Raw genomic sequence first — 26,489 nt, 5'->3', positions numbered from 1 at the left:
CGCGTCGTCAACTCTGAAGAGAGAAACCCGGTTATTTCTAAATCCTATCAAGCCTGAGTATACTTCCCCGGTTATTGACAATCACCACCCAACAGCATGGTTTACTGCTTAAATTAACATCTTGCACTAGACAACTGTAAAGATCCTGTTACCTGAACTGCATATAAAAGGACTTCAGCCCACTAACGTAGACTGAATCATAGGACGCCGGAGTATAGACTCCAAGCGAATTTTGGCATTTACGGAAAATACTGCAAGACTGGTGTTTAATGCTTAATGGTAGAAATCGAGAGCGATAATTTCAAGATTCCGATATCTGAATCCAGATGGAACTGAAGTCCCTGATTGCCTGAGGACTTGAATTTTACTTTGCGCCGATTGGAATCAAACCGCTAAAAATCGTTGAATAACTTCATTGCTCAGTTCGCTAGTGGCTCCAGAGGCAACAATTCCACCTTTCTGCATGGCGTAGTATTTATCGGCTTGTCGCACAAAGTGTAGATGTTGTTCGACTAAAAGTACAGAAATTCCCGTGGATTCAATAATGCGGCGGACAGCCGCTTCAATTTCTAGAATAATTGAAGGTTGAATGCCTTCAGTAGGTTCATCTAACACCAGTAATTGAGGGCGTCCCATTAACGCACGGGCAATTGCAAGTTGTTGTTGTTGTCCGCCACTCAAGTCGCCCCCCATCCGGGAGAGCATGGTTTTTAAAACTGGAAACAGAGCAAAGATATCTTCGGGAATTTCCTCTTTTCCATTTCTGCCGTGCCGTCGTGCTTCCAAACCCAACAACAGATTTTCTTTTACCGTCAATCGAGGAATAATCTCCCGTCCTTGAGGAACATAACCAATTCCCAATCTTGCTCGTTTATCCGGTGATTTATCTGTAATGGTTTCCCCTGTCAAGGTAATCGTTCCCGTGCGAGGTTTGAGTAATCCCATAATGGTTTTTAGCAACGTGGTTTTGCCCACCCCATTGCGTCCAATGAGGCAAACCATTTGCCCTGATGGAACACTTAAATCGACATCCCGGAGGATGTGACTTTCACCGTAGTAGACATTGAGTCCAGAGACTTGCAACATAATAATTTTTCAACGCAAAGGAACGCCAAATTAAATAACAATTATTATTACTTTCAATGAACCATATTTCAATCACCCTCTGCGTTCCTTTGCGATTTCCTTAGCGTTCTCTGCGTTAATCATTAACTTGAGTTTACTCCTCAAGCAATTTTTTGTTGATTTTCCAGAGGTTCTCCCAAATACACCTCAATCACACGCGGCTCATTTTGAACTTCTTCGATACTGCCTTCATATAAAACTGAACCCTCGTGCAATACTGTTACCTTCCGCGCAATCTGGCGCACAAATTCCATATCATGTTCAATCACCAAAATAGAGTGGCTTTCTGCTAGTGCTAAGAGTAAATTTCCAATATTTTCCGTTTCCTCATCCGTCAAACCCGCAACCGGTTCATCTACCAGCAATAAATCTGGCGATTGAGCCACTAACATCCCAATTTCTAAACGTTGCTTTTCCCCATGAGATAGCAATGCCGCCGCCAAGTCAGCTTTAATCGTTAATCCAATTGTTTCCAATAAACCTTTAACCGTATTTCGTTCAGCGGATGAAGGACGACCAAACAGCGCGGAAAAGACATTTTTCTGGCGATTACAAGCAATTTGTAAGTTTTCACGAACCGTTAGATTGAGGTAAACACGCGGCGTCTGGAACTTACGACCAATACCTAAAAGAGCGATTTGATGTTCAGACAAACGCCGTAAATTCCGCCCTTTAAATAGCACCCGCCCTTGTGTCGGTTGCACCTTACCGGTAATCACATCTAAGAACGTCGTCTTTCCAGCACCATTAGGCCCAATCACTACCCGCAATTCCCCAACATCCATACTGAAATTCAGGTTATTGATCGCCTTAAAGCCATCAAAACTAACGGTTACATTCTCAGTTTCAATAATTTTTCCACTCATATCATACCCAATCCCTTCTTCCCTCAAAAATTACCAACTCAAATAACTTTTTTCTCTTCTCTCTGTGCCTTCTGTGCTCTTTGTGGGACGCTGCGGCAAGCCCTACGCATCCACGTTAAAGCCTACTCCCTCCCCAAAGTCTCCCGTTCATGCTGCACCTCCGGACTTTCTTCCAGACTCGGATAAGTAAAGACAGGCTTCGGGCGTCCCAGGCGTGCTAACCAATCCATGCCTTGTTCACGCAACCACCCCACTACCCCATTCGGGAGTACCATCACCACCAACAAAAACAATCCACCCTGGAAAAATAGCCAAATTTCCGGGAATTTCTCACTCAACAAACTCTTGGCAAAATTCACAACTAGCGCCCCTAAAATCGCTCCCACCAAAGAGGCGCGTCCTCCCACAGCGACCCAAATTACCATCTCAATGGAAAAAGCAATATCCATCGCCTTCGGTGAAATAATCCCAGTTTGTAGCGTATACATCGCCCCTGCCAAACCGGCTAAACCCGCAGAAATGGCAAATACTAAAACCTTAAAACTCGTGGGGTTATAACCTGTAAACCGAACACGGCTTTCATCATCCCGAATGGCAATCAGCAAATTTCCGAAGCGTCCTCTAGTCAACCAACGACAAAGGGTATAAGCAGCGACGAGAAACAATATAGTGAGGGTGTAGAAGACAAACTGTGTTTTCGGAGCATTCACATCTGCTCCCAATAAGGTTTTGTAGTTCGTCAGACCATTTGTACCATTGAAAAGCTTCTGCTGACCATTAAAAAAGTTAAAAAATACAATGGTTGCGGCTTGGGTGAGGATGGAAAAGTAAACGCCTCGGATGCGATTACGGAAGACTAAATAACCTAGGACAGCCCCTAATAACGAGGGAATTAAGAGAACAGCGATCGCCGCCAAACCAAAGGAATCAAACGGAGTCCAAAACCAGGGCAATTTATCCACCCCGTAGAGATTCATGAACTCCGGCAACGTCCCAGCTTCTACCGGTGCTAGCTGAAGATGCATGGCTAGGGCGTAACCCCCAAAAGCAAAAAAGATGCCATGTCCGAGACTTAAAAGTCCCGTGTAACCCCAAATTAGGTCAATGCCGAGGGCTGCGATCGCTAAGGCTAAAAAACGCCCCATTTGGTTGAGGCGTACGCTGGTGAGGACAACTGGCATAACGAAGATCAACATCAGCGCCACAAGGGCAACAACACCTACCTCAATTAGCAGTAACCGACGGCGGCGATGTCGTCGGTCAATTCCTGGCATTTCCATTACTGAATCATTAACCATTACTGAATAGTTATAAGTTATGAATTATTAGCTAATAGAAAAAGGAAATTAGACGAGATAGAGGCGAAACCTTGGCAAATCCTTCTTTCACTCCCCGTCCCTAAATCCTTAATTAAGCATCAACCGTGCGTCCTTTTTGAGGGAAAATTCCTCCCGGTCGCACCTGAAGAAACACAATAATTAGAGCAAATACGATGACCTTAGCCATGCTGGTGGAAGAAAAGAATGTTAACAAATCAGCCAAGGATTTGAATGGTTCTATTGCCAACAGGGGTGCCGGGATAATTGTGACCATTACGCCTGAACCGATTAGGTAGTTTGCCGTACCGATAGCCAGCGCCGCCACAATACTCCCCACTAACTTGCCAACGCCACCCACCACTACGACCATGAACGTATCAACCACATAATTCTGACCGGTATTTGGACCGACAGAACCCAGGAAACTAATCGCACAACCCGCCACACCAGCCAACCCAGAACCGAGGGCAAACGTCAAAGCATCCACCTTTTGAGTGGGAATCCCCAGGCAAGAGCTCATACTCCGGTTTTGCGTCACCGCCCGAATTCGCAACCCCCATGGGGAACGCTGCAAAAACAAGTAAATCGCCGCCACACAAAGAATCGTAAGGCCAATGATAAACAGTCGGGTGTAGGGCAGTGTCAGACCAAACACAGGCAAGTTACCTTGTAGCCAACGAGGTGCTGTGACATTCACATTTTGTGCACCAAACCAAGGCTGAGTGACAGTGAGTTTGTAAGTTTGAGCCAAGAATGCGCCAGTCGCCCAGGCAATACCGAGTGATAGCGGTAGCATCACCGCTACCACCCAGTTACGCATCCTCTCTATCTCCGGGCGACGAGATAGAATCCAGAGTGCACCAAAAAAGAGCAGACAAAACACAGCTAGACTAATTGCCAATACCCAGTTCACGCTTCGCACAAACTGTTGCAAAATGAGGCTGACTCCCCAAGTCGCTAAGAGAGTCTCTAAGGGGCGTCCATAAAGATATCGAATCACCCCCCGTTCCAAAATCAAACCCATCACCGCCGCCACCATAAAAGCCATTGGCAGGGCAACAAAGATATAGGTTTCAAACCACGGCTTTCCCAGCAAGTTGAAGCCATTTTGCACAATAAAGGTCGTGTAAGCCCCCAGCATCATCAACTCACCATGAGCCATGTTAATCACGCCCATCAGTCCAAAAACAATGGCTAATCCTAGCGCTGCAATTAATAAAACAGCGCCAATACTTAGTCCATTAAATAGGCTATCAAACAGTGCTGCGATCACGCCCTTTCTCCAAGCAGTTTAAATTTTAGATTTTGGATTTTAGATGGAGTTCACATCCAAAATCCAAATCTTTGACAAATTCATGATTCTAAATTTTGTACTTGCCCCCTTTATTTAGATCTGACCAATCACAGCCAAAGCCTTTCGTTTCCGCCACAAATTGATTCCAGGGCACAGGTTCAACTGCTTTTTCTGTAGAATAAACAATCTTAAATAGACCATCGTCCCCAACTTCACCAATCCGCACAAACTTGGCAAGGTGATGGTTATTTTCCATCGTCACTTTCCCCTGGGGAGCCTCAAAGGTTTGACCCAAAGCCGCTTTCCGCACGGCCTCGATATCTGTTGTCTTTGCTTTTTCAACGGCCTGCTTCCAGATGTAAACCGCTATGTACGCAGATTCCATTGGGTCATTGGTGACTCGGCTTTCTCCGTACTTTTTCTTAAACGCTTCAACAAACTTTTTATTGACCGGATTATCTACAGTTTGGAAGTAATTCCAAGCCGCGTACTGACCTTTGAGATATTCTGGACCAATGGCTTTGACTTCTTCTTCGGCAATACTCACAGACATGGTGGGATATTTGTCTGGAGTTAAGCCAGCCCCTTTAAGCTGTTTAAAGAAAGCTACATTACTATCCCCATTTAGGGTGTTGTAAATCACGCCACCGTTGGGTAAAGCGGCTTTGATTTTGCTAATGATCGGTGTAACTTCCGTATTCCCCAGAGGTAAGTAATCTTCACCGACTGTTCTACCACCTTTAGCCTCCAATTGTGCCTTAATAATGGTGTTGGCAGTTCGGGGAAAAACGTAGTCTGAACCCACGAGGAAAAACTCTTTACCCTTATTTTGCAAAAGCCAATCCACTGACGGCTCAATTTGCTGGTTCGGGGCAGCACCGGTGTAAAAAATGCTCTTGGAACACTCTTGACCCTCATACTGGACAGGGTACCAGAGCATGTGGTTTTTCTCTTCAAACACCGGCAGCACGGCTTTACGGCTAGCCGAAGTCCAGCAGCCGAAGATCGACACAACCTTATCTTGATCAATGAGTTTTTTGGCTTTCTCGGCAAAGGTGGGCCAGTCAGAAGCGCCATCTTCTTTGATGAACTCGATCTGTTTACCGAGGACTCCACCCGCTGCGTTGATTTCATCAATCGCTAGTAATTCAGCATCCACGACGCTTTGTTCACTAATCGCCATCGTGCCGCTCAGGGAGTGTAAAATCCCGACCTTGATTGTATCGCCGCTACTCCCGGCAGCTACCACCGGCGATCCAGAAGCCGCTGGACTTGCTGCCGTTGTTGTGGGTTCATTGCTAGCGCAAGCTTTCAGGAGAATGCTGGTTCCCAAAGTTGCAGAGCCGTAGAGCAGAAATTTCCGTCGCCCAAATCTCCTCACCATACTTTATCTATAACCCCCTATTAATTCTGCTTACTGATAGAGAGACACTTGCAGATAAGGTGTGATATTAGAGCGAGGTTAACCCACTAATTGTTACCAATGATACAGAACAGCAATATCTTGACGTGACACCCTAACCATTTTCAAGTCTTGATGCTTTATGGCATGGGGTTTCTGGCGAATTAGCGAACAGGCAGAAATCTGTGCTTTCATCCCCAACTTCCGCTACGCTACACATGGGGACTTCTCGCACGGAAAAGTTAAAGGAAAAAGCATTCAATGATTCGCTGGTTTTTGAGACTTCTGAGTGCACTGCTTGTTGTTGTAATCACGGGTTTAGTGATGATATCGCCAGTGATGGCGCAGGAAATACAGGCATCTGACTTGACGGAGGTTCAGGTGCAACAATTTAATGAACTCAGGCAGCAAGCGTTTGCCGCGACCAATAGAGGTGACTTTCCGACGGCTGAAGGGTATTGGACTCAGTTAATTGAGCTGTTGCCCGATAATCCCGTCGGCTGGAGCAATCGAGGAAATTCTAGAGTCAGTCAGAATAAGTTAAAGGAGGCGATCGCAGATTTCAACCAATCAATTGAGTTAGCCCCCAATGCACCTGACCCCTATCTCAATCGGGGTACGGCTTATGAAGGATTGGGAGAGTGGGAAGATGCGATCGCCGATTACCAACGGGTACTAGAAATCGACCCTCTTGATGCCATGGCTTACAACAACTTGGGGAATGCCAAAGCCGGACAGGGAAAATGGGACGAGGCGATTGCAGGCTATGAAAAAGCTGCCGAATTAGCCCCCAATTTTGCTTTTGCTCGTGCCAACTACGCCCTTGCCCTTTATCAAACGGGTCAAAAAGAAGAAGCCCTTCGCACCCTACGTAATATTATCCGCAAATATCCACAATTCCCTGATGTACGAGCTGCCCTCACGGCTGCGTTGTGGGAAGACGGAAAACGGGGCGAAGCGGAGAGCAATTGGGCGGCAGTGGTTGGTCTTGACAATCGCTATAAAGACTTAGAGTGGGTCAAAACAATTCGTCGTTGGCCTCCTGTCATGGTTGCCGCGTTGGAGAAGTTTCTAACTTTGAGATAAAGACTATTTAGAGGTAAAGCCTAGGAAGAATAGTTATAAGATTATTCCTTAAGGTTGTCAGCTCTAGCTCACGATAGAAATTAGAAATTGGGGATTGGGGATTGGGGATTGAGGAACTCACGACCAATGACCCATATCCAATGACCCATATCCAAATTGAGTGAGAATTACTCATCTACCACCTTCAATCTGCCTCGGCGCACCGCGTGCAATAACCGATTAATCAAGATTTCTTCTTCTTGGCAAAGGGAATTATTGACCAGTGCGGTCATTAACACACAGCGATCTGTTAGAGTGAGCTTCCCTTTTTGAAGGACATGAGCAAATAACTGAGCGATTGTTGATTCGAGGAAGTAAACTTGGCACAAATTAGCAGTCCTCCCTCGAACTACTATTCAGGTAAATATTTTTTACTTTTCTGTTCGTGCCCTCAAGATTTTTGAACAACATTGAATTAAACCTTAATGAGCTTTACAGAAAATCATAAGGGTAATTCACTAAGGCATAGGCAGAATAACCTCTCCTTTCATCTACTCTTTAATTATTAGAGTTCTGTAAAAGCTTATGATTGTAAACAATCATAAAGTCAAAATTCTTTAAAAATAGAGAGTTCTGCCGATCAATGTAACAAAACATTTAAGTTTATAACAATTACTTAAAAAGATCTGAGTAGAAAATTTTAAAATTCGTTATATGTATAAGTTTAGTTTATGCTGACCTCAAAGTTTAATCCGAATTAGCTTATTGATAACTTTAAAAAAGTAATTAATCGCAACATTCAGTTTCACCTACTGGTGAAATCCAGTCAATTTTATGGGATGAGTACAGATTGGCCAAGAGGAGTTGTTTTAAGAAAAAATATCTATCTCTGAGAAGATAAAAACTAAATATTAAAATGGTATTTCTATTACACAAAACAGCACCTACGCACTAACTATATGTTATTTGGGGAAGGGCAACTAAAGTACAAAGACAGCACTAGCTCCTGTCGGCTGCCGGAGCTATTTGCTAAGGTGATTCATACTCATGAAATCAGCTTTGCTGACTGGTATGACTTGATGACGGCTCCTCTAGAGCATTCCTTCACACAAGAAGATGAAGATTTATTAACACGACTCATTTATGCTGTGCGGCAAGGCTGGGTAAAAATTGTGGATGAAATTGAGGTAAGCGAAGCATCCTCTAAAGATAAAGAGGCATCCTCTAAAAGTAGGTGTTAAGACCAGAGATTTCTGGTGGGAGGGTTAGGATAGCTTGTTTGAATCACCGGATTTTAGCCTTGAAGCACAAGTTGCTGAATTCGTTCTGGAGTCAACTGCTCAACATGACTCAATACCACTGCTGCACCCGCTGATTGAAGAGTCTGTTGATAAGCCTCGCAGCGTTCTGGTATGGCTTGAACGTGAGGCGGTAGAATGCCAACCCCAATCCAAGTGCGTTTGGGATAAAGGGTTTTAGCTTTCTGGATGGTGTACATATCGGCAACCGTGTCTCCGGCGTAGAGTACAGGCGTGTTCAGCTCAAGATTGTGCCGTTGTCCTAATTGCTCAATCGTTGCTAACAGCCCTGTAGGGTCAGGCTTGCCGGGAGCATCTTCCATGGCAATCAGCACGGGGTTAACCAGGCCCAGACGTGTTGTGAGTGCATATAGAGCTTCGCGTCTGGGGGCACCACTAAAAAACCCCCAGGAAATTCCGGCGGCAGTTAGACGTTCGAGAGAGCTGGATTGGATGAGTAAGGGTTCGGTGCAGATATACCCCGTCCAATGTTCTGGGTCTGTGCCTTGGTAACGAGACTGAAAAAAGGCAATCAGGGCATCGTAATTCAGATCCACTTGCATCCGCGTCTGACCCTGACGCTCAAAGTAGCGGTAAACGATCTCTTGTGACGCTTCCCAATCGTTGTTCCAAAATCCTTCTGATTTGAGCTGGTCAATTTCTACCCCAGAAGGTCGGTGAACGCCATTGGTGAAATGCTCTACCGTATCTGCGATCGCCCGTCGATAAGACCCAGCCACATCTCGCACGACGCCATCAATATCAAAAATCACAATAGCTGTGCTTTGGGAAGTGAATGTTTGGGATTGTGGATGAGTCATCACTCAGGTGGATACACCGTGGGTTAAGATAGAAAATTGTACAATAATTTCAGAACGCCTGAAGTATCGCTGGAGGTGCGATTGGCCAAATTTATTCTAAAAGTGCTCTGGTTGGAAGAAAACGTAGCTCTAGCTGTAGATCAAGTGGTGGGTAAAGGGACTAGTCCTTTGACCTCATACTTTTTCTGGCCCCGGAATGATGCCTGGGAACAGCTCAAAAATGAATTGGAAGCCAAACACTGGATTTCCGAAAGCGATCGCATTGACCTGCTCAACAAGGCAACGGAAGTCATTAACTACTGGCAAGAAGAAGGTAGACGCCGCCCGATGACGGAAGCTCAGTCGAAGTTTCCCGAAGTAACTTTTACTGGCAGCGCTTAATCCAGCGAAGTTGGTTTAACTCAAAGGCAAAAGAAAGGACTCACGCCTTCTCTTTTGCCTTTTTTATGGCTCAATGGCTCACACCAAGCCACCAGCCGCTTGATAACGAGCGCGTGCTCGCTTAAAGGCTTGAGTCGCCTGAATTTGTTCCTGTCGATTTTCAGTGCCTTGAACTTGGTTGAGACGTTCTTCAGCTTTGGTGTAGGCTTCGAGAGCCACTGCTTTATCGATCGCATCTCCGCGCTCAGCGCCGTTAACGAGAATCGTCACTTCGTTGTTTTCAACTTCTGCAAAGCCACCCATGAGCGCGATGGGCAACCAATCTTTACCAGGGCGGACTCGCATCACACCCACATCTAAAGCGGTCAACAGAGGTGCGTGACCGGACAATATACCCAGTTGTCCAGTGGTGCTGGGGAGAATTACTTCCTCAGCCTCGGAATCCCAAACAGTTTTGTCGGGAGAAATTACACGAACAGTTAAAGTCATCCGTTGGTGAGTAGGGGTTAGGGTTAGAAAGGGTCTAGGACGATAAATTTATCCAGGGCATAAAGCCTTACGCCCATACAGTAGGGCAAGCTCTCGCCCACCCTACTGCGGTAAATTTTAGCTACCTGACTTGATTTTCTCGGCTTTGGCGATCGCTTCGTTAATATTGCCCACCAGGTAGAAGGCTTGCTCTGGTAAGTCATCCAGTTCACCAGAGAGAATCTTCTTGAAGCCATCAATCGTTTCTTCCAGCTTCACGTACTTACCCGGAGAACCGGTGAAGACTTCTGCCACAAAGAACGGCTGAGACAAGAAGCGCTCAATCTTACGAGCACGAGCCACAATCAGTCGGTCATCTTCAGACAATTCATCCAAGCCCAAAATTGCAATGATGTCTTGGAGTTCCTTGTAACGCTGAAGCGTGGATTGGACGGCACGGGCGGTGTTGTAGTGTTCTTCACCAACCACAGCCGGTTGCAGCATGGTGGAAGCTGAATCCAGGGGGTCTACCGCCGGATAAATCCCTTTGGCTGCCAATCCACGAGATAACACCGTTGTTCCATCCAAGTGAGCAAAGGTGGTGGCGGGTGCGGGGTCGGTCAAGTCATCCGCTGGCACGTAAACCGCTTGCACTGAGGTAATGGAGCCTTCCGTTGTGGAAGTAATCCGTTCTTGCAAATCTCCCATGTCTGTACCCAAAGTCGGCTGATATCCCACAGCAGAAGGCATCCGACCTAAGAGCGCAGATACTTCTGAACCCGCTTGCACAAACCGGAAGATGTTGTCGATGAACAGCAACACGTCCTGCTTGTTTACATCCCGGAAGTACTCAGCCATCGTCAGAGCAGAAAGACCCACCCGCATTCTGGCTCCGGGGGGTTCGTTCATCTGACCGTAGACTAAAGCAATCTTGGATTCGTTGAGATTATCTTTATTAATAACCCCTGACTCGATCATTTCATTGTAGAGGTCATTTCCCTCACGGGTGCGTTCACCCACACCGCCGAACACCGACACACCACCATGATTGGTAGCAATGTTGTTGATCAGCTCCATCATAATTACGGTCTTACCAACACCCGCACCGCCGAATAGACCGATTTTGCCGCCGCGCCGATAGGGCGTCAGCAAGTCAATCACTTTAATGCCGGTTTCAAAAACCGAAGGTTTGGTTTCCAGATCCGTGAATTGGGGAGCCGGTCGGTGAATGGGGAAGGTTTCCTCAGCATTGACGTCACCTTTGTTGTCTACAGGTTCACCCAGCACGTTGAAAATCCGACCCAGGGTTGCCTTGCCGACTGGCACGTTAATGGGGGCACCTGTGTCCACCACTTCCATGCCGCGTACCAGTCCATCAGTGGTACTCATCGCAACAGCTCGTACCTGGTTGCCTCCCAATAGCTGCTGCACTTCGCAGGTGACGGAGACATCTTGTCCGGCTTCGTTCTTGCCTGCAATTTTCAAGGCATTGTAAATCTGCGGCATCTTGCCGGTGGAAAACTCAACATCGACAACGGGACCGATGATTTGGATAATTACGCCAGTGTTTGTCTTTTCTGTGGTGGTGACCATGCTGCGCCTATGTTTTGAAGCTACCTTTTCAGATTCTGAAAAACGGTCTTTACATTTAGAAATGTCATTTTCCAGGTTACCATCAAAGATCCCACGAGAGTGCTGTAACCATACCGCTTTCTTTGGTTAGTCGGATGGAGCCTATTCCCGTGCGGGATCGCCTGATTTGCTCCCCCCTAGTGTACAAAGGACTGGAGACTGAAAACATGACCAAAAAAGGCAGTAGGCAGAAGTAATGTTTTCGACATCAAACCCACGATTCTCGCTTGTGTAAGGCTATCAAGCCTCCTGTGAACATTGTTCATCCTTGATTGTTGCTTTTGGGTGGCTGCTTACGCTTCCATAAGGCAGCGGCACCACCAGCACTAAACAGGAATACACCCAGCGCCGAACTCGGTTCAGGAACGCTTTCTACGTCAAAGGAACCGTAAGCATAACCGCCATCCCCATCCGAGACTCGTACTGCCACTTTATAGTTACCGTAGTCGGGAAAAGTCCACTGCCCAGCCGCACCGACAAAGTCATCAAATAAGCCATCTCCATTCAAATCCCACTCGTAGGTGAGAACCGTACTATCCTTACCGGGATCAACGGCGGATACTGCAAAATCAAAGAAATCGTTGGCTTTTGCCACTAAGTTCTGAGTGACTTGAGTGATGGTTGGAGCAACATTTGAAACGATTAGCGTTCTTTCAATGGGATTACTCCAAGCCCCATCTTTATCTTGTGCTAAACCCGTGAAGGTATAGGTACCCGTGGCAAAGGAGCCGAGGTTTGTTGTCGCTGCACGAGTGCCGGAAATTTGCAAATCAGTGCCGATATTAACCCCATTAATAAAAAATGTTTGCGCGTCTGCGCCTGGATCAGTAGCCGTCAATAGGGCAGTTACCGATTGACCTTCATTAATCACATACTCTGCCAGGTCGAAACTCGTTAGGGTTGGAGCTACATTTAAGACACTCAGTCCACTGGCAACTGGCTCGCTCCAAGCTCCATCTTTATCTAAAGCGCTAGCTGTATAGGGAATGTAACCATTATCCGCAAAGTATCCTAAGTTGGTACTAACGGCGCGAGTTCCTGAAGTATTAAAGTCAGTACCGACATAATTCCCGTTCAGGTAAAAGTTGACGGCGTCAGCACCTGGATCAGTGGCAGAGATATACGCTAACGCTGATTGGCCTTCATAAATAGTCGGGATGTTAACACCGGTGATGGTGGGAGGCAGGTTTAAGACGCTGAGCGTACTCGTCACAGGCAGGCTGTAATTGCCGCCCTCATCCCTCGCTTGAGCTGTATAAGTGTAATTGCCATTATCGAGAAAGGTGCCAAAATTAACGCCAACTTGACGGACGCCTGCCTGGGTGTAGTCCGTGCCAATATTGCCACCGTTGAGTAAAAATGTAATGGCCTCTGCACCAGGATCGGTCGCCTGTACCACAGTTGATGCAGATTGACCTTCGTAGATGGTAGGTGCCGCGAAATAGACCGTTGGCGGAGAATTGTACTCGACTGGGTCTCTGGGTCTAACGGGGTCACTGCTAGTACCGCTATCGGCATCGGCAAAAAATCTCAGGATTCCTGTAAATCCAGTGTTCCAATAGAGTGACAGTTTTCCAAACAAGTCTCCATAGGAGATATCGATGGGGGTTGAGAAATTAAAGGAACTTGGGCCTAATCCAGAAACAACCTGAAAAGGCCAACCCCTTTCTGAACCAGGTGTTTGTAGGGGAGTGTTCACTTCATACACATTATCAAAAACGGTGTTTCCCGGAATGGCATCAATCACCAAAGAGGTAATCCCTGCACCATAATTGGTTAAAATCCAGGCCGCTGCCTCTGGATTGGAATTATCGGGTGCGTAGGTATTACCGGATTGAGTTAAAGACCAGGTATTGCTAAAAACTCCTCCTGATATTGCATCAGTAGCACCCCAAGTTAGAGTTTGGGAAGAGCCATCCAAGAAATTAGCCGTTACCCGCATCCCGCTCATCATATTGCCGTAAGTGGCATAGCCCGTCAGGGTTGTTGCTTGTGAGGCAGCGGCTGATCCTAGGAGGATGAACATCGTCCCAACTAGACGGGTTGATTGTTTTTTTAAGCAAGAGCTATGCATTGAATCTGTCTCCCCTGTAAGGTTTTTTATCTTTTGAAAAGAGAAAAACATCTTTAATAGGAATAGGTATGTTTTTATAATTTACGGTATGATAATAGTATATCTATTCTTAAAATACCCAGCTTTAGTAAGTGGCAAAAGCTTGCCCAGCTAATAGTGCCAACCATTAATTCTTATATGAATTTTTTTCATAATTAAATAGGCGAAATTAACCCAATGGGCATTAGAGATGGGAGTGAAATTTGACAGCCCAAAAGCCAATGGGTAGAACGTAGCCCAAGTGAGAAATAAAAAATTAAAGTTAAACTGATTAACTCGGTAAACTGGATATAGGCGACGGACTCCGCTTGCCCATCAGCAGATAAGTGGTCATCTCGCCTTTACCTTTAACTTGAATAATTCCTCGTTTTTGAAAGAAATAATGCTCTTTTAAACACTCATAGGTCGCTTCTGAAACCTGGATAACACCAGCGATTCCTTGAGATTCCATACGGCTGGCAATATTGACCGTGTCTCCCCACAAATCATAGATAAAGCGTTTGATCCCAATCACCCCAGCGACAACGGGGCCAGTGTTAATCCCAATCCGAATACTCAAAGATTGGTTCAGCTCGACATTAAAACGAGCCACGGCATGTTGCATATCAATCGCGAGATTAGCGATCGCTTGAGCATGGTCGATCCGGGGGGTGGGCAAACCTGCCACGACCATATAGGCATCCCCAATTGTTTTGATCTTTTCCACCCGATGCTGTTCAGCCAGTTGGTCAAACATGGAGAACAATCTGTTGAGCAATACCACTAATTCAGCCGCCGAGATTTCGGAAGCTAACTGAGTAAAGCCCACAACATCGGCAAACAAAACCGTTGCTTCCGGAAACTGATCAGCAATAGTTTGCTCTTCATGCTTCAATCGTTCGGCAATCGGTTGGGGTAAGATATTGAGCAACAATCGCTCGGTTCTTTCCCGCTCGGCTTCTAGTTTTTGATAAGCCACTTCAATTTCCCGACGACCATTAAACTCAGAACGTTGTAGACGTTCGTATAGAAATACAGAAAGGTCACAGATAAAGCAAAACCAGAACAGATACAAATTCAGTGGCAGATTCAAGTAAATCTGTCGATCCACGTTCAAATTGAAGGCAATATTCACACCCAAATAAAAGATAGGTGCACTCAACTGGGACAGCAAGTGAAGAGGCCAGCGCACCGGCATGAGTGTGGCTTGTGTCAAAAACGCAAACGTTCCGTTAAACAAATTCAGATCGGTATTCCCTAAGAGGGAAGATCCAATTTGTGGCACTAAGATGATCGACCAAGAGAATCCGAGAAAGATCAGTCCTGGATAACGGTAACTGAGGGGAGTCTTGAGCAGCGCTAAGCAGGCTAGGAGACAAAGTTCCACGGCGAAACCGATCAACAGTTGGGGCCATGCAAACCTCTGATTTAAGGCCGCCATCGCTAAAATCAGGAGGATAACGGTAAACACAGCACCCAGCGAAATCCACAAGGTGAGGCGCAAGCGGTTCCTCAAGAAGCTGTTGCGCCACACTTCGTAGTCAGCCGACCAAGAGGCAGACAAACTGGCTCTCAAGAAAGCGAGTCCTTGTTTGACGGGTACGATTAGCTCTTTTATATCTCCCCAGGCTGGCATGATTACTCGTTTCCCTTGCACAGGTGCATCAATTGAGTGATAAAGCTAATCGGCATTTAAGTAACAGCAATTGAACTGGCAATTCTTCCCTTCCCACCAGAAAAAGGCTGAACCCTAACTTCCAAATTAAATGCACAACAGCTTAGTGGTTCTAGCTGGAAGGAGAGTGGTACAAAAACACGGCTAGTAGATGCACAAGCAGACTGGGAATTGAGACATTCTCAATGCACAAGGCATTAATTGTCTATAGATTGACTGCTAATTCCTGTCGTTTTAAAATTACCATATTCGACCCGACGACTGGGTTACGAGCAACTAGCGTCCCTTGGAGATCGGTGATTTCCAATCTACTAAAATCCAGTTCTCTAGAGCGGCGCAAGATTTCGTCAGCTAACTTATTTTGCTGAGACTCTTTGAGTTCATACCAGCGATCGCTAACTTTGACCATGAGACGACTCGCCATAAAGTTGGCTTCGATGGACTGAATCAGTCCATTGCCGTAGCGATCCGTAATTTCAGCGACTTGCTGTTGAATCGAGGCGACTAGGCTTTGCTCTGGAGTGAGTTCTGGCTCAGGAGGGGGTATCACTTCCACGGGTTGCGCTGGTTTGGGGGCTTTCAATTCAGGAGGTGCATCAATGGTATTAGGAGGTGCTTTCGCCTCTTGTGCGGGTGTTTCTGGGAGTAGTGCGGCTGTTGCCACCATAATAACCACAACAATGCCTGCGATCGCACTGGTTAATGCCCAATCGGATAGCTTTTGATTCCAAACGGCGGGCAGTAAAGAGCGAACTTTCGTTAAGGTTGCATCCCAAAATGCCTGAAGTTTGTCAAACGTGGGCAGGATGCGATCAAGCAGCCTCGTCGGCGCTGCTTGGATGACTGGTTCAGAAACGGATTCCTGTGTTAAGACTTCTGGCGTGACGGTTGGAGTATCGGAACTGACAACTTCTGGCGTAACACTTGGGGTATCAGAACCCACTACCTCTGGTGTAACGCTGGGAGTATCGGAACTGACAACTTCTGGTGTAACACTTGGGGTATCAGAACCCACTACCTCTGGTGTAACGCTTGGGGTATCATCCGCGATCAATTCTGAGGCACGACTCACCGACTCCGTTTCCGGTGTCGCCGTCGTGGTGTCTAACACGGGTGCGGACACGGTTGTTGTGGCAGGAGAGGTTGCCTGAGGAGGAATTTCCCGGACAGGTTCTGCCTCTAGTTTTTGCACAACCCCTTCTAGTAGTCCAATAGTTCCTCGCAAGACTTTAAGGGTTTGAGCCTTGAGAAACGGCTTATTTTGGTTTTCAGTACGCCCAACCGTCTTGCCTGTTGCTTGACCTGTCGCAGAAGATATTGGCAGTGTTCGAGGTGGGGAACTTTTTGATTGTGGCTGCTTCTGTTGATCGTCTGACATTAGAACCTCCTCCCAGGCAGCGCCTTTGGACTCAAATGCGATAGATTCTTACCCAAAGCTGCCATTACAGCACAACTCTATCATTTCTCACAAACTTGCCCTCAGTCTACAGATAAAGGTCTATGAGTCTTAACCGTCGTAAATTTCTGTTTTTGACTAGTTTGAGTGTTTTTGGTGTGGCGATTTTCAGTAAACTCCTCCGCAGTCAAACTCCTGAAGTTACAAATATCAGTCCGACAAATACCGACAATCTCGCGTCAGATAAGGCAGATGCCCTGATCCAACCTGTAGAAGGGCCGCCTCTACTACGCTTTGTCTCTGTTGCCGACACAGGCACGGGTGCCGTTGGACAATATGCGGTAGCGGCGGCAATGACTCGCTATCATCAGCTCAATCCTTACGATTTAGTGATTTTGGCGGGTGACAATATTTATAACAACGGCGAAATGGAAAAGATTGGTGCCGTATTTGAGAAGCCCTATCAAGGGTTACTCCAACAGGGGGTCAAATTTCAAGCTTGCCTCGGTAACCATGACATTCGTACCGGCAATGGTGACGATCAAGTCCGTTATCCTGGCTTTAATATGTCGGGGCGTTACTACACGTTTCGGCGGGGGGATGTGCAATTTTTTGCCTTGGATACGAATCACAATGCCGATTGGAAGGCTCAACTTCCTTGGTTAGAGGAAGAACTCAGCCGCAGTAATGCACCTTGGAAAGTGGTATTTGGACATCATCAGATTTACTCGTCCGGTCAGTATGGGCTGAATCAACCTTTCATTAAAACCCTAACGCCCCTATTCCAAAAATATCGCGTACAGGTTTATATCAATGGTCATGAACACAATTATGAGCGTACTCGTCCCATTGATGGCACGACCTATTTGATTTGTGGAGGTGGGGCTGGGACTCGTCCTGTAGGGCGATCAAAATGGACAGCGACTGCGGCTGAACGGCTGAGTTTTGCGGCGTATGAGGTGTATCGCGATCGCATCCTCATCAGTGGTATTGACACGAATAACCAAGTGTTTGACAAGGGAATTATTCCGTTGCAAGCGACGTGATTTATTTTAAATCGCTCAATTTATGATGTCTTAAAAATTAAAGTATTTCTGTTGTAGCTTGCCCAATATCCTCTTGATTCTTGATTTGGCAATATGCCTTGATGTCAAGCTCTTGATATTGGGTTGATGCTGTTTTTTGTGATCAAAAAATTCATTGATATCCTCCATAATCACTTTAAATCGCTGAATTATATTTCCTGTCCGATATTCTTCAATAAAATGTTCCGAGAGAGGAATTAATACTGATTGTTCAACGACTTTCATCATGCGCTGCACATCATACTCTTTTGAATAAGCAGCAATTTTATAGCTATTAAATCCAGGGTCTAAATAATCCGACAGTCCACCATTGACACTAGAGAAAACTTGACAACCACAGGCAAGAGCTTCCAGCGGTTGCAAACCGAACCCTTCACTCACCCTTTGTTGTGCCCAATACTCAGCCGAGTCATAAAGATAAACCTTAGCTCGATTAAACAGTCCGGGCAAGTCCTCTACATAAGAATCAATCACCCTAACATTACAGTGCTGCTGCAACGCTGGAATTAATTCTTGGAGTAAATATTCAGAGGACTTTCGAGCCTGAACTAAAACATCAATATCCCGCTCAAGATGTAAATTACGAAACTCATCTGCAATCTGATTCGGCAAATAGTAAATTAGGGAATTGGGTGACTTTTGTCCCCAGTATCCCATGGTATTTCGGCTAACGGTAATGATGGGAATACTGGAAGGGAGACTGAATCCATACCCAGCGCTGTGAGCATGGTAAACAACATTGTAGGGCTTTAACTTAGTGGCGAGTTTGGCAACATCAAATCCCCAGCTAATGATAAAAATTACATCCTCTAAATGGTTTTGCTTCAGCAAGTCATCGAGGAAAAGTACGTCTTTTTCCCGTTGGCGGTAAGTCACCACATCCGCACTGCAAACCTGTTGAGCGAGATTCAGGGTTTTTAACTCTGCCCAAAGACCACCACAGGCAAATTTACCACCGGTTCCAGGGACTAAAAAATAAAGCTTTCTCACAACATCCTCTCTTCAGTGAAATTGCCTGTAGGTTAGCCTATCCGATCGCATTCACCTAACCCTACACAGAAATCAACTTCTCTAAAGCCTTTTGCAAATCTTGCGTTAAGTCAGTAACTGATTGCCTTGCAGCTTGACGACTGCTGTGATAAGTTGACCAGCGATCGTTCACACAAATCGGTTCCCCTACTGTCATCCTGACTTGCCGCCAACCCAACCGAGGACGACGGGGTATTTTTTTCTCCTTAATCCGGGAAATGAAATCAAACATTAAAAGTGTCGTTTCTGCAAAGCGTTCAGCCGTTGGCTTTTCCTGGACATAGGTACTCGTGACTGCCACAAAACTTTCCACCAAACGCATGTGCCGCATGTGCCGTTCGGATTCTTGGGCCACCCAGTCGGCTAAACCCCGTTTGAAGGGGGCTAACGTATTTAAATCCGGTATATCTTCGCGATAGATATTACTCCAACCCGCCTCCTCCAAGCGGCGACAGCGATCAATCACAGTTCCCTGCGACTTGAGTCCAAAATACTCTTCAGCCACTTGTAACGCTGTATCCAGTAAGCGCTGAAGTCGCGCCAACAGCAACTGATTGGAATGAGTGGAGGGGTTACTCTCCATCCCTGTCAGTTCTGGCAGATTTTGATGGTAGAACCGCCGATAAAACTCTTCCATCTCGGACAGGAGATATTCACCGAGGCGCAAGAGGCGCTGATAGTAAATTTTTTCTCGGTTATCAACGGCTGACGGATCGATTTGCTGCACCGACAAACCGCTATCTGCTTCCATTTGACTCAACAGCTTATCCAGGTTTGACCAAGGCGGTTCAGCATAATGATAGCGAATGCCGATCGGCACAATAAAAACTTGCTCAGGACGATTCGCTTTGTGCAAACTTTCCGCACACCAAAATCCCAATTGGGCAACACCGGGTTCTAAGGGACTAATAATTTCACTATGACCATTAGTGGCTCCTTCTGGGGCTATTCCGATCGGTAATGTGCCATTCACAAACACGTCCCGGGCTGTTCGCATCCCACTCCAATCGAGATGCTTGCCTCGATGAATGGGAATCCCTCCAATCCGAGAAAACATCCAACCAAGCCAGTCTCCCGCCCACAGCGTCATACCCCGTTCATAAACAAAGTAACTATGAGTTGGGTATTGTAGCCGAATCCCTAACTGACGTGCAGCCCGTGGCACGGCACGATTAATCAGGTAAAACATAGACAGTGGGTCTTCAACTTCAGGATGGTGAAATGCCATCAAAAAGCGAATTTTGCCAGCTTGAAATTGTTGGTAAAGATCGACCAAAACCTTGACATTTTCCGCTTCAATGTGTGAAATACCAGCCGGTAACCAGCGCCGAAGCCGGAACCTCAGCAAGATGGGCAGCAACCACTGAACAATCCGCAGGACAAGTGGGTTCAAGCGTGGTGGAATAAATGCTAGTGGGGGTTGAGCGTGCTGAATCGAATCGGACAAAATTAGTCTCCAAGTTGCATTGCCAAAAATATTAAATAGATCTGAGTGTACAACGTTGAGTTGCTCAACCTATGAGGCTTGGGGAGGTAGGTGGCGCTCCAGCCAATTGTCCAGGTCGGTTAGCATTTCTTGGTAATTGCGATCGTTTTGAATCTCGTGATACACCCCAGGATACTCCCGTCGTTCCTTATCCAGGATGGTCACTCGTTGGAAAAAAGCACACCCTCCCTCCGGTAGAGCCACTTGGTCTGCTCCACCGTGGAGAATCAGGAGCGGCACTTGCAAATCCGCCGCATGTTCTTGAATCCAGGCAACTGTGGCTAAATACTCTGTAGCGAAACGAGCATTGCCTTGAGTATGCCGCCATGGATCTTGAGTATATGCCGCAATCACCGCCGGATCGCTTGACGCTGTACTCAGGTCAATGCTGGTACTCAGGCTAAAACGAGGGCACACTCGTGACAGTAGTCGTCCGAGAGCAAGTTTAAACGGTGGAACCCCAATCTTCCCTAGGGCTGGTGCTAAGGCTATCACACCCTGGAAATCATTGGCTTCTGAGGGAGAACGCAGGACGTAGTCCAAAACAATCACCGCCCCCACGCTATGCCCCAGCAGAAATAAGGGTTGTTCTGGATACTGGGTTCTAATCAACTGCACAAAGGCTTGCAAGTCTTCTCGAAACTCAGCCCAAGCTTTGATATAGCCTCGCTGACCCGGTGAGCGTCCATTCCCCCGTAGGTCACAGGCGTAGACTGCATAGTTCTTAGGAATCAGGTGCTGAACTATATTACCGTACAGTCCGCTATGTCCTCCGAGTCCATGCACAATGACTAATATGGCTCGAACCTGACCCTCTGGATGCCAGCTTTGGTAATACAGCTCTAGCCCGTCCGTACTCTTGAATGTTCCTTGGCGAGAGCATTCCATCCAATTCATAATTCATCGTTCATAGTTAATACTTCAGTTTGGCACTCCTATGAGACATGAACTTTAGGCAACAAGACGATCGCCTCCTCAACGTTAGACACACAGTAGGGAATTATCATATCAACTCAATAAGGGGTTGGGGATTCAACAGGGTCAGACCCGAAAACAGGAGATCGGTTTTCCGTCCATCACTTTATGGCTATTGAACTCAGAAATTCGCCAAGATGAGAATAGAGTTAGATGAGCATGAAGGTCAATTATGTTTCCTTTCTGGAATTGGAATAGCACTTGCTGCGGTGGAGAACCTGTTTCTCGGAAAACTAACTTAGAACGTAAGCTCCAGTTTCTTAAATCGATGCGGGGCGATATGGAAATTCGGTTAGCTGGACTTAATGCCGCGATTAGCACCATTGAACAGCAATTAAACCAAGAAGATACAACCCCAACGGTTTAATTAACATTCTCCCCGACCGACCTCCCTAATCAGAGGTTGAAGTCGGGGTTTCCTGTTTTCCTAACCATCTGGAGTTAAGGTGGACAGGATTAATAAAGGGAACCACACAATGCCTTAAGTTCAGCTTCAGGTTGACCGAGATGCTGCTGACGACAAAGTAACACCTGACCTGCTCTCTGCTGATAAAAAACTCGATGACCAAACCAACCAATAGGCGCACCGGCAATAATGCCCATTACCAGACCTGTAGCTAAGCTAGAAACCAGATTTTTCCGGGTAATTCTGTTGTGTTCTGCTCGGGTAATGTGGTCGTGTTCTGTTCTCGTAGCATGATCGTGAGCCATTGAAACCTTCTCCTTTTGATAAGCCTTCCCTAAGGAAAGCAAAACTCAGCAGAAGCGGCTTCCCTCTTTCTGCTTATTCATTAGGAACATGTTGAATTGCCTCCCACCCAGGAACGTGAAGCCAGAAACGGAAGAAAGAGCGATCGCCTCTCAACTAACTGGTATGATCACTCTCTCAATTTATCCCCTAAACTAATTGCAGCTTAACGATGCATGTGTTCCTCTAAAATCTGCTTCGCCCGTGGTTTGTAAATTAGATAAAACAATGTCTCAATGTAACGTAGCATATCTTCCCGGTTTTCCTTAGAGGTATAGTTCCAGAAACCATAAATCCGCGCCAAGGACAACAGCCGTGTCGTGTGGATTTTCCAGGTATAAGTGGTATAAACTCGCTCCATCCCCTTATTAGAAATTTCTTCCCAATAGTTGGGATTCTGGTCACACTTCGAGACAAAATCGAGAATCTTCTCAGCCGTCCCTTCATGGTCAGTGGGGTTAATCAAAAACCCATTTACCTTATTTTGAATAATCTCCAAAGGTCCACCGAACTGAGTTGCCAGAGTAGGCAGACCCGTAATCATTGATTCCAAAATGGTCAAACCGAAGGCTTCAAACAAGGCAGGTTGGACAAAAATCCCTCGGTGGTCAGCAATCACCCGATAAATCTCACCGGAATCTCCCTTGGGCAGGCGCACGCCCAACCAGCGGATTTTACCGTGTAAATTGTACTCGTCGATAATCCGGTAGAGCTTGACAATTTCGTCTTTTTCTTCGTTGTCGTCAGATTCTTCAACGCGCAACTTCCCTGCCACTAAAATTAGGTTACACCGCTCTTGTAACTCCTTACTCTTACCAAAGATTTCCGCTAAACCGGTCATGTTCTTAATCCGGTCAAGACGCGCCATGGAGAACAGGGGGCGCTTCGTCGGGTCATCCAGTTTGCCAAAAATATGGGCGGGGTCTTCTTGAGTGAACAGCATTTCTTCCAGCCGTTCGATTGCACTAGGAACTCGATCTTCGGTGCGGGTATAGGGAAAGTAGACATTCTCATTCACCCCTGGCGGTACCACGTTGAACTTAGGAGAGAATAGCTCAATCCCATTCACAACGTGATATAAATCGGGCATCGTGAAGCACTTATAAGATTCATACTGACCGACACTATCCGGTGTCCCGACAATCTCCTGATAGGTACTACTAATTACGAAATTCGTCGCATTCATGGCAATCAAATCTGCCGTGAATTGCAAGGAGAAGTGGTACTTGTCCTCTAACTCTTGCCAGTAGAGGTTACTAAACAAGTATTTGGATTTTTCCAGGGCGTGGGCAACGATACACTGAGTAACTTGTAGCTTTCGGGCCAGCAAGAAAGCCACCAAATTTCCATCAGTGTAGTTACCAACAATTAAGTCTGGACGACCTTGGAACTCTGCCAAAAGTTCTTTTTCCGCATCAATGGCATAAGTTTCCAAGTAAGGCCAAATTTCAAACCGTGAGATCCAGTTTTGGGTGACGTTGGGATTGAATTCCCGGAACGGCACCCGCAAAATCCAAGCATTATCCGTGCCGTGAACTTTTTCCAGGCGTTCGTTGCACCGTGTACCATCACTATTCTGAATTAGGCGACTGAGGATGATGACTTTGGGCTGAACGCCCAATCCTTCTAATCCCGCCAGTTTAATATCTTCTTGTAACTGCTTCTCTAAACTCCTGGCTTGGTCGAGGACGTATACAACTTGACCGCCAGTATCAGGACGCCCTAAAACGCCTTCTTGCCCAAACCAACCGTGGATAGAGACAAGGACGATGCGAAAGATCATCGGGATGCGAGAGATGAACTTTTCGAGTCCCTCATCATTGGGAGAGTCCAGCAGTTCATCGAGAATTTCTAGCGTATCCCGCACACGAGAGGCTGTATTACCCCATCCCGCTTCAAAGCCCATTTCTTGGAGTTTAAAGCGAAATTCTGCAAAAGACTCATCATCGGGGCGATCGCTCACAAATTGTAGCGCCCGCTTCACCTGATCTGAAAGTTGTTGTTGGTTTTGAATTCGCCCATTAATCAGCAGTTGTGTGCCCTGGAACTGATGCACCCTCAGGAACGTATACAACGACTCCAACCACTGCCGGGGGTCTTGAAACAGCTTACTCGACAGGTAGCGGTTGAGGAAGCGAACGCCCTTACCGATGTTTTTGGGGTCGCGAATGGTTGGACTGTAGTCATAGAAAGGCTGGAAATCGAGTTCGAGAACGTCCCCTTCCGTGGGATGGTAGTGATTGACGAAGCGATCGCGCAGATCCAGCAGTTCTTGTACCGTGACCGACTCAACCGTCAAGTCTTCTAAAACCCGGTAGACCTCTTGAGAAGCAATCTTCGGTCGGATCAGCAGGTAGAGGCTCTCACTATCGAGAATGATTTCCTGGGTATAATACACCAGCTGTCCTAGCTGGGAATGCTGAAAAAAATGTTCCGGTTTTTTGTGGCTAGCGCAGTATTCACTAAAAGCAGCAAGAATATCGTTTCGCAGTAGATACCGTTTATCTGAGGCACGTAACTGGCTAGCGAACTGCCTGAGATCGCTTCTCTCGTCACTTTCAAGAACGTCCTGGATCAGATTGATCATCGCAACTCCCAAAGCGCAAAATAGAACAGTGATAACAACAATTTACAAATTGCTGTCCAGAAAGCTTATTCCCTGAGATAGATCAACACATATTCAAGAGGGCAACGATCAGAGGGTGTAAAGTTGTCCATACTTTCGTCGGATATAACGAATAAATGGTTCGATGCGTAAAGACGCACCGGTCACGCCCCTGATCAGTTCAGTGGCTGTATATTTGCAACCGTGTTGATAGATTTTATCTTTCAACCAATTATGTAGTGTAATACACTGTCCTTGCTCTATGTCTATTAAGATTTCTGGATGGTCAAGGATGGCGGCCTCAAAAAACTGAGCGCTGAGTAAATTACCTAGGGTGTAGCCTTGAAACATCCCACCAATTTGACCCGTGTACCAATGAACGTCCTGTAATACACCATCGGTATCCGTTTTTGGGATAATCCCCAAATCGGAGCGGTAGCGTTCGTTCCAAGCTTCGGGAAGGTCTTTCACGTCCAGACTCCCTTCCAGCATTTGTAATTCTAAGTCGAAGCGAATCATGACGTGGAGATTGTACGTGACTTCATCGGCGTCAGTCCGAATCAGCGATCGCCCCACTTTATTAATCGCCCGGTAAAATGTATCCAGGGAAATCTCACCCAACTGAGCGGGAAAAGCAGCCTGCAACTGGGGATAATAATAGTTCCAGAACCCTAGACTCCGTCCCACTAGATTTTCCCATAGTCGGGATTGGCTCTCGTGGACGCCGGAGGATGTCCCCGCCGCTAAGGGTGTGCCTTCATACTCCAGGTTGATGCCTTGCTCGTAGAGAGCATGACCCATCTCGTGGATTGTACTAAACAACGCTTGACCTAGGTCGTTCTCATAGACGCGGGTGGTAATTCGCACGTCGCCAATGGAGAAGTTGGTCATAAACGGGTGGTGAGTTTTGTCTTGACGCCCCCGATGAAAGTCATAACCCAACTGTTCAAGTATCTTGAGCGTAAAATCTAACTGTTGAGCTTCTGGGTATAACTGATGTAAACAGCTATCATTAATAGGGGGTTGGGACGTAATCGCTTCCACAATGGGTACGAGTTCGTTTCGCAAATCGGCAAACAGCGATCGCAAAAACGATGCCTTCATGCCGTAGTCAGCAAAGTCAATCAGGGGATCGGCGATATGTTCGTACCCAGGGAAAAAGTTAGCCAACTCGCGGCTCAAGTCCAGAGTTTTTTCCAGGTAAGGTTCTACCGTCGCAAAACTATTCGTGGGTCGCGCTACCACCCAAGCTTCGTAAGTTTGTGTCCGATGCATCGAGAGTTGTGCCATAAATTTCGCTGGCACCCGCACCGCGATTTCGTAATTGCGTCGAGCGACGCGGATCAGGCTCGCTTCATCCGAATCGTAGGCTAAACTTTCTTCGTAGGGGCGCAAATCTTCCAGCAGTTCGCCCACCGCCGGATCAGTAAATTTACTGTGGGAAATTTGTTGCAACGTGGCTAGCTGGCGTCCACGAGCTGCCGCCCCTCCAGGAGGCATATAAGTTGCCTGATCCCAGTAAAGTAGAGAAGCTGCTGCTTCAATATCATGGATTTCGGCGAGGCGTGCTTTGAGTTCTAAGAGTTTCGGTTCGGTCTTTTCGATAGTCTGCATGGTTGGGGGGTTGATGCTGAATTAATCGTTTTTTTCGTTGATGCGTTGCTTCGCAGATTAGGTAAATGTACACCTGACGACCGAAATGTCAAATCATCCCACACTGGAGAGGT

23 protein-coding genes are annotated in these 26,489 nt (G+C 46.5%); 5 read left to right on the top strand and 18 right to left on the bottom strand.

Features of this window, described 5'->3' with window-relative positions; all coding sequences use genetic code 11:
• Positions 1-384 precede the first annotated feature (384 nt).
• The 5 genes from urtE to urtA all read right to left on the bottom strand — a co-directional run bounded on the left by urtE (position 385) and on the right by urtA (position 5,988).
• Positions 385-1,086: an urea ABC transporter ATP-binding subunit UrtE gene (urtE, locus tag MIC7113_RS13330; protein WP_015182691.1), complete on the bottom strand. Its 702-nt coding sequence runs from the start codon at positions 1,084-1,086 to the stop codon at positions 385-387.
• Positions 1,087-1,226: 140 nt separating this feature from the next.
• Positions 1,227-1,991: an urea ABC transporter ATP-binding protein UrtD gene (gene urtD, locus MIC7113_RS13325; RefSeq protein ID WP_041780041.1), complete on the bottom strand. Its 765-nt coding sequence runs from the start codon at positions 1,989-1,991 to the stop codon at positions 1,227-1,229.
• 122 nt (positions 1,992-2,113) lie between these two features.
• On the bottom strand, positions 2,114-3,289 hold the full coding sequence (gene urtC / locus MIC7113_RS13320) for an urea ABC transporter permease subunit UrtC (RefSeq protein WP_015182689.1): 1,176 nt from the start codon (positions 3,287-3,289) through the stop codon (positions 2,114-2,116).
• 112 nt (positions 3,290-3,401) lie between these two features.
• On the bottom strand, positions 3,402-4,583 hold the full coding sequence (locus tag MIC7113_RS13315; RefSeq protein WP_015182688.1) for an ABC transporter permease subunit: 1,182 nt from the start codon (positions 4,581-4,583) through the stop codon (positions 3,402-3,404).
• An 88-nt stretch (positions 4,584-4,671) separates the two neighbouring features.
• Positions 4,672-5,988: an urea ABC transporter substrate-binding protein gene (gene urtA, locus MIC7113_RS13310; RefSeq protein ID WP_015182687.1), complete on the bottom strand. Its 1,317-nt coding sequence runs from the start codon at positions 5,986-5,988 to the stop codon at positions 4,672-4,674.
• A 279-nt stretch (positions 5,989-6,267) separates the two neighbouring features.
• Here urtA and MIC7113_RS13305 point away from each other — a divergent pair, with 279 nt between their 5' ends.
• On the top strand, positions 6,268-7,092 hold the full coding sequence (locus MIC7113_RS13305; protein ID WP_015182686.1) for a tetratricopeptide repeat protein: 825 nt from the start codon (positions 6,268-6,270) through the stop codon (positions 7,090-7,092).
• A 167-nt stretch (positions 7,093-7,259) separates the two neighbouring features.
• On the opposite strand, the gene MIC7113_RS13300 is transcribed toward MIC7113_RS13305, so the two are convergent.
• Positions 7,260-7,460 (bottom strand): hypothetical protein, encoded by a 201-nt coding sequence (locus MIC7113_RS13300; protein WP_015182685.1) that lies wholly within the window; start codon positions 7,458-7,460, stop codon positions 7,260-7,262.
• Positions 7,461-8,030: 570 nt separating this feature from the next.
• Here MIC7113_RS13300 and MIC7113_RS13295 point away from each other — a divergent pair.
• The gene (locus tag MIC7113_RS13295; RefSeq protein ID WP_015182684.1) at positions 8,031-8,312 is read left to right on the top strand and encodes a hypothetical protein; all 282 of its coding nucleotides are present in this window, start codon (positions 8,031-8,033) and stop codon (positions 8,310-8,312) included.
• Between the two features lie 53 nt (positions 8,313-8,365).
• Here MIC7113_RS13295 and MIC7113_RS13290 read toward each other — a convergent pair whose 3' ends face one another.
• The gene (locus MIC7113_RS13290) at positions 8,366-9,190 is read right to left on the bottom strand and encodes a TIGR01548 family HAD-type hydrolase (RefSeq protein ID WP_015182683.1); all 825 of its coding nucleotides are present in this window, start codon (positions 9,188-9,190) and stop codon (positions 8,366-8,368) included.
• Positions 9,191-9,271: 81 nt separating this feature from the next.
• On the opposite strand from MIC7113_RS13290, the gene MIC7113_RS13285 reads away from it, so the two are divergent.
• Entirely contained in the window at positions 9,272-9,571 is a 300-nt protein-coding gene (locus MIC7113_RS13285; RefSeq protein WP_015182682.1) for a 30S ribosomal protein PSRP-3, read from the top strand.
• A gap of 78 nt (positions 9,572-9,649) precedes the next feature.
• Here MIC7113_RS13285 and atpC read toward each other — a convergent pair whose 3' ends face one another.
• From atpC to MIC7113_RS33330, 5 genes are all read right to left on the bottom strand, one after another.
• On the bottom strand, positions 9,650-10,060 hold the full coding sequence (atpC, locus tag MIC7113_RS13280; protein ID WP_015182681.1) for an ATP synthase F1 subunit epsilon: 411 nt from the start codon (positions 10,058-10,060) through the stop codon (positions 9,650-9,652).
• Positions 10,061-10,177: 117 nt separating this feature from the next.
• Positions 10,178-11,632, bottom strand: a complete 1,455-nt coding sequence (gene atpD / locus MIC7113_RS13275) for a F0F1 ATP synthase subunit beta (protein ID WP_015182680.1) — start codon at positions 11,630-11,632, stop codon at positions 10,178-10,180.
• 301 nt (positions 11,633-11,933) lie between these two features.
• Complete coding sequence (locus MIC7113_RS13270; protein ID WP_015182679.1) at positions 11,934-13,745, bottom strand: PKD domain-containing protein; 1,812 nt, start codon at positions 13,743-13,745, stop codon at positions 11,934-11,936.
• 310 nt (positions 13,746-14,055) lie between these two features.
• A complete protein-coding gene (locus MIC7113_RS13265) occupies positions 14,056-15,399 on the bottom strand; it encodes an adenylate/guanylate cyclase domain-containing protein (protein ID WP_015182678.1) in 1,344 nt (447 codons plus the stop codon).
• A gap of 244 nt (positions 15,400-15,643) precedes the next feature.
• On the bottom strand, positions 15,644-16,816 hold the full coding sequence (locus MIC7113_RS33330; protein ID WP_015182677.1) for a hypothetical protein: 1,173 nt from the start codon (positions 16,814-16,816) through the stop codon (positions 15,644-15,646).
• A 122-nt stretch (positions 16,817-16,938) separates the two neighbouring features.
• On the opposite strand from MIC7113_RS33330, the gene MIC7113_RS13255 reads away from it, so the two are divergent.
• Positions 16,939-17,880, top strand: coding sequence for a metallophosphoesterase family protein (locus MIC7113_RS13255; RefSeq protein ID WP_015182676.1), 942 nt, complete (start codon positions 16,939-16,941; stop codon positions 17,878-17,880).
• Between the two features lie 30 nt (positions 17,881-17,910).
• On the opposite strand, the gene MIC7113_RS13250 is transcribed toward MIC7113_RS13255, so the two are convergent.
• The 3 genes from MIC7113_RS13250 to MIC7113_RS13240 form a co-directional block, all read right to left on the bottom strand.
• Entirely contained in the window at positions 17,911-18,909 is a 999-nt protein-coding gene (locus tag MIC7113_RS13250) for a glycosyltransferase (RefSeq protein WP_015182675.1), read from the bottom strand.
• Positions 18,910-18,970: 61 nt separating this feature from the next.
• On the bottom strand, positions 18,971-20,395 hold the full coding sequence (locus tag MIC7113_RS13245; protein WP_015182674.1) for a 1-acyl-sn-glycerol-3-phosphate acyltransferase: 1,425 nt from the start codon (positions 20,393-20,395) through the stop codon (positions 18,971-18,973).
• Positions 20,396-20,464: 69 nt separating this feature from the next.
• On the bottom strand, positions 20,465-21,331 hold the full coding sequence (locus MIC7113_RS13240; protein WP_015182673.1) for an alpha/beta hydrolase: 867 nt from the start codon (positions 21,329-21,331) through the stop codon (positions 20,465-20,467).
• Between the two features lie 250 nt (positions 21,332-21,581).
• Here MIC7113_RS13240 and MIC7113_RS13235 point away from each other — a divergent pair, with 250 nt between their 5' ends.
• On the top strand, positions 21,582-21,776 hold the full coding sequence (locus MIC7113_RS13235; RefSeq protein WP_015182672.1) for a hypothetical protein: 195 nt from the start codon (positions 21,582-21,584) through the stop codon (positions 21,774-21,776).
• Between the two features lie 89 nt (positions 21,777-21,865).
• Here the strand turns inward: MIC7113_RS13235 and MIC7113_RS13230 are convergent, their stop codons facing one another.
• The 3 genes from MIC7113_RS13230 to MIC7113_RS13220 form a co-directional block, all read right to left on the bottom strand.
• Positions 21,866-22,120: a hypothetical protein gene (locus MIC7113_RS13230; RefSeq protein ID WP_015182671.1), complete on the bottom strand. Its 255-nt coding sequence runs from the start codon at positions 22,118-22,120 to the stop codon at positions 21,866-21,868.
• Between the two features lie 203 nt (positions 22,121-22,323).
• On the bottom strand, positions 22,324-24,744 hold the full coding sequence (locus MIC7113_RS13225) for a sucrose synthase (RefSeq protein WP_015182670.1): 2,421 nt from the start codon (positions 24,742-24,744) through the stop codon (positions 22,324-22,326).
• Positions 24,745-24,852: 108 nt separating this feature from the next.
• Positions 24,853-26,376 (bottom strand): carboxypeptidase M32, encoded by a 1,524-nt coding sequence (locus MIC7113_RS13220; protein ID WP_015182669.1) that lies wholly within the window; start codon positions 26,374-26,376, stop codon positions 24,853-24,855.
• Positions 26,377-26,489: the final 113 nt, after the last annotated feature.

This window comes from Allocoleopsis franciscana PCC 7113, assembly GCF_000317515.1.
Classification (GTDB): Bacteria; Cyanobacteriota; Cyanobacteriia; order Cyanobacteriales; family Coleofasciculaceae; genus Allocoleopsis; species Allocoleopsis franciscana.
The sequence above is the reverse complement of the archived record's forward strand: the minus strand, read 5'-3'. Positions and strand labels throughout refer to the sequence as shown.

Bases quoted from the DNA above. Each gene is read 5' to 3' on its own strand.
- urtE (WP_015182691.1), bottom strand. From the start codon at position 1,086: ATGTTGCAAGTCTCTGGACTCAATGTCTACTACGGTGAAAGTCACATC.
- urtD (WP_041780041.1), bottom strand. From the start codon at position 1,991: ATGAGTGGAAAAATTATTGAAACTGAGAATGTAACCGTTAGTTTTGAT.
- urtC (WP_015182689.1), bottom strand. From the start codon at position 3,289: ATGGTTAATGATTCAGTAATGGAAATGCCAGGAATTGACCGACGACAT.
- urtA (WP_015182687.1), bottom strand. From the start codon at position 5,988: ATGGTGAGGAGATTTGGGCGACGGAAATTTCTGCTCTACGGCTCTGCA.
- MIC7113_RS13305 (WP_015182686.1), top strand. From the start codon at position 6,268: ATGATTCGCTGGTTTTTGAGACTTCTGAGTGCACTGCTTGTTGTTGTA.
- MIC7113_RS13295 (WP_015182684.1), top strand. From the start codon at position 8,031: ATGTTATTTGGGGAAGGGCAACTAAAGTACAAAGACAGCACTAGCTCC.
- MIC7113_RS13290 (WP_015182683.1), bottom strand. From the start codon at position 9,190: ATGACTCATCCACAATCCCAAACATTCACTTCCCAAAGCACAGCTATT.
- atpC (WP_015182681.1), bottom strand. From the start codon at position 10,060: ATGACTTTAACTGTTCGTGTAATTTCTCCCGACAAAACTGTTTGGGAT.
- atpD (WP_015182680.1), bottom strand. From the start codon at position 11,632: ATGGTCACCACCACAGAAAAGACAAACACTGGCGTAATTATCCAAATC.
- MIC7113_RS13270 (WP_015182679.1), bottom strand. From the start codon at position 13,745: ATGCATAGCTCTTGCTTAAAAAAACAATCAACCCGTCTAGTTGGGACG.
- MIC7113_RS13265 (WP_015182678.1), bottom strand. From the start codon at position 15,399: ATGCCAGCCTGGGGAGATATAAAAGAGCTAATCGTACCCGTCAAACAA.
- MIC7113_RS33330 (WP_015182677.1), bottom strand. From the start codon at position 16,816: ATGTCAGACGATCAACAGAAGCAGCCACAATCAAAAAGTTCCCCACCT.
- MIC7113_RS13255 (WP_015182676.1), top strand. From the start codon at position 16,939: ATGAGTCTTAACCGTCGTAAATTTCTGTTTTTGACTAGTTTGAGTGTT.
- MIC7113_RS13240 (WP_015182673.1), bottom strand. From the start codon at position 21,331: ATGAATTGGATGGAATGCTCTCGCCAAGGAACATTCAAGAGTACGGAC.
- MIC7113_RS13235 (WP_015182672.1), top strand. From the start codon at position 21,582: ATGTTTCCTTTCTGGAATTGGAATAGCACTTGCTGCGGTGGAGAACCT.
- MIC7113_RS13230 (WP_015182671.1), bottom strand. From the start codon at position 22,120: ATGGCTCACGATCATGCTACGAGAACAGAACACGACCACATTACCCGA.
- MIC7113_RS13225 (WP_015182670.1), bottom strand. From the start codon at position 24,744: ATGATCAATCTGATCCAGGACGTTCTTGAAAGTGACGAGAGAAGCGAT.
- MIC7113_RS13220 (WP_015182669.1), bottom strand. From the start codon at position 26,376: ATGCAGACTATCGAAAAGACCGAACCGAAACTCTTAGAACTCAAAGCA.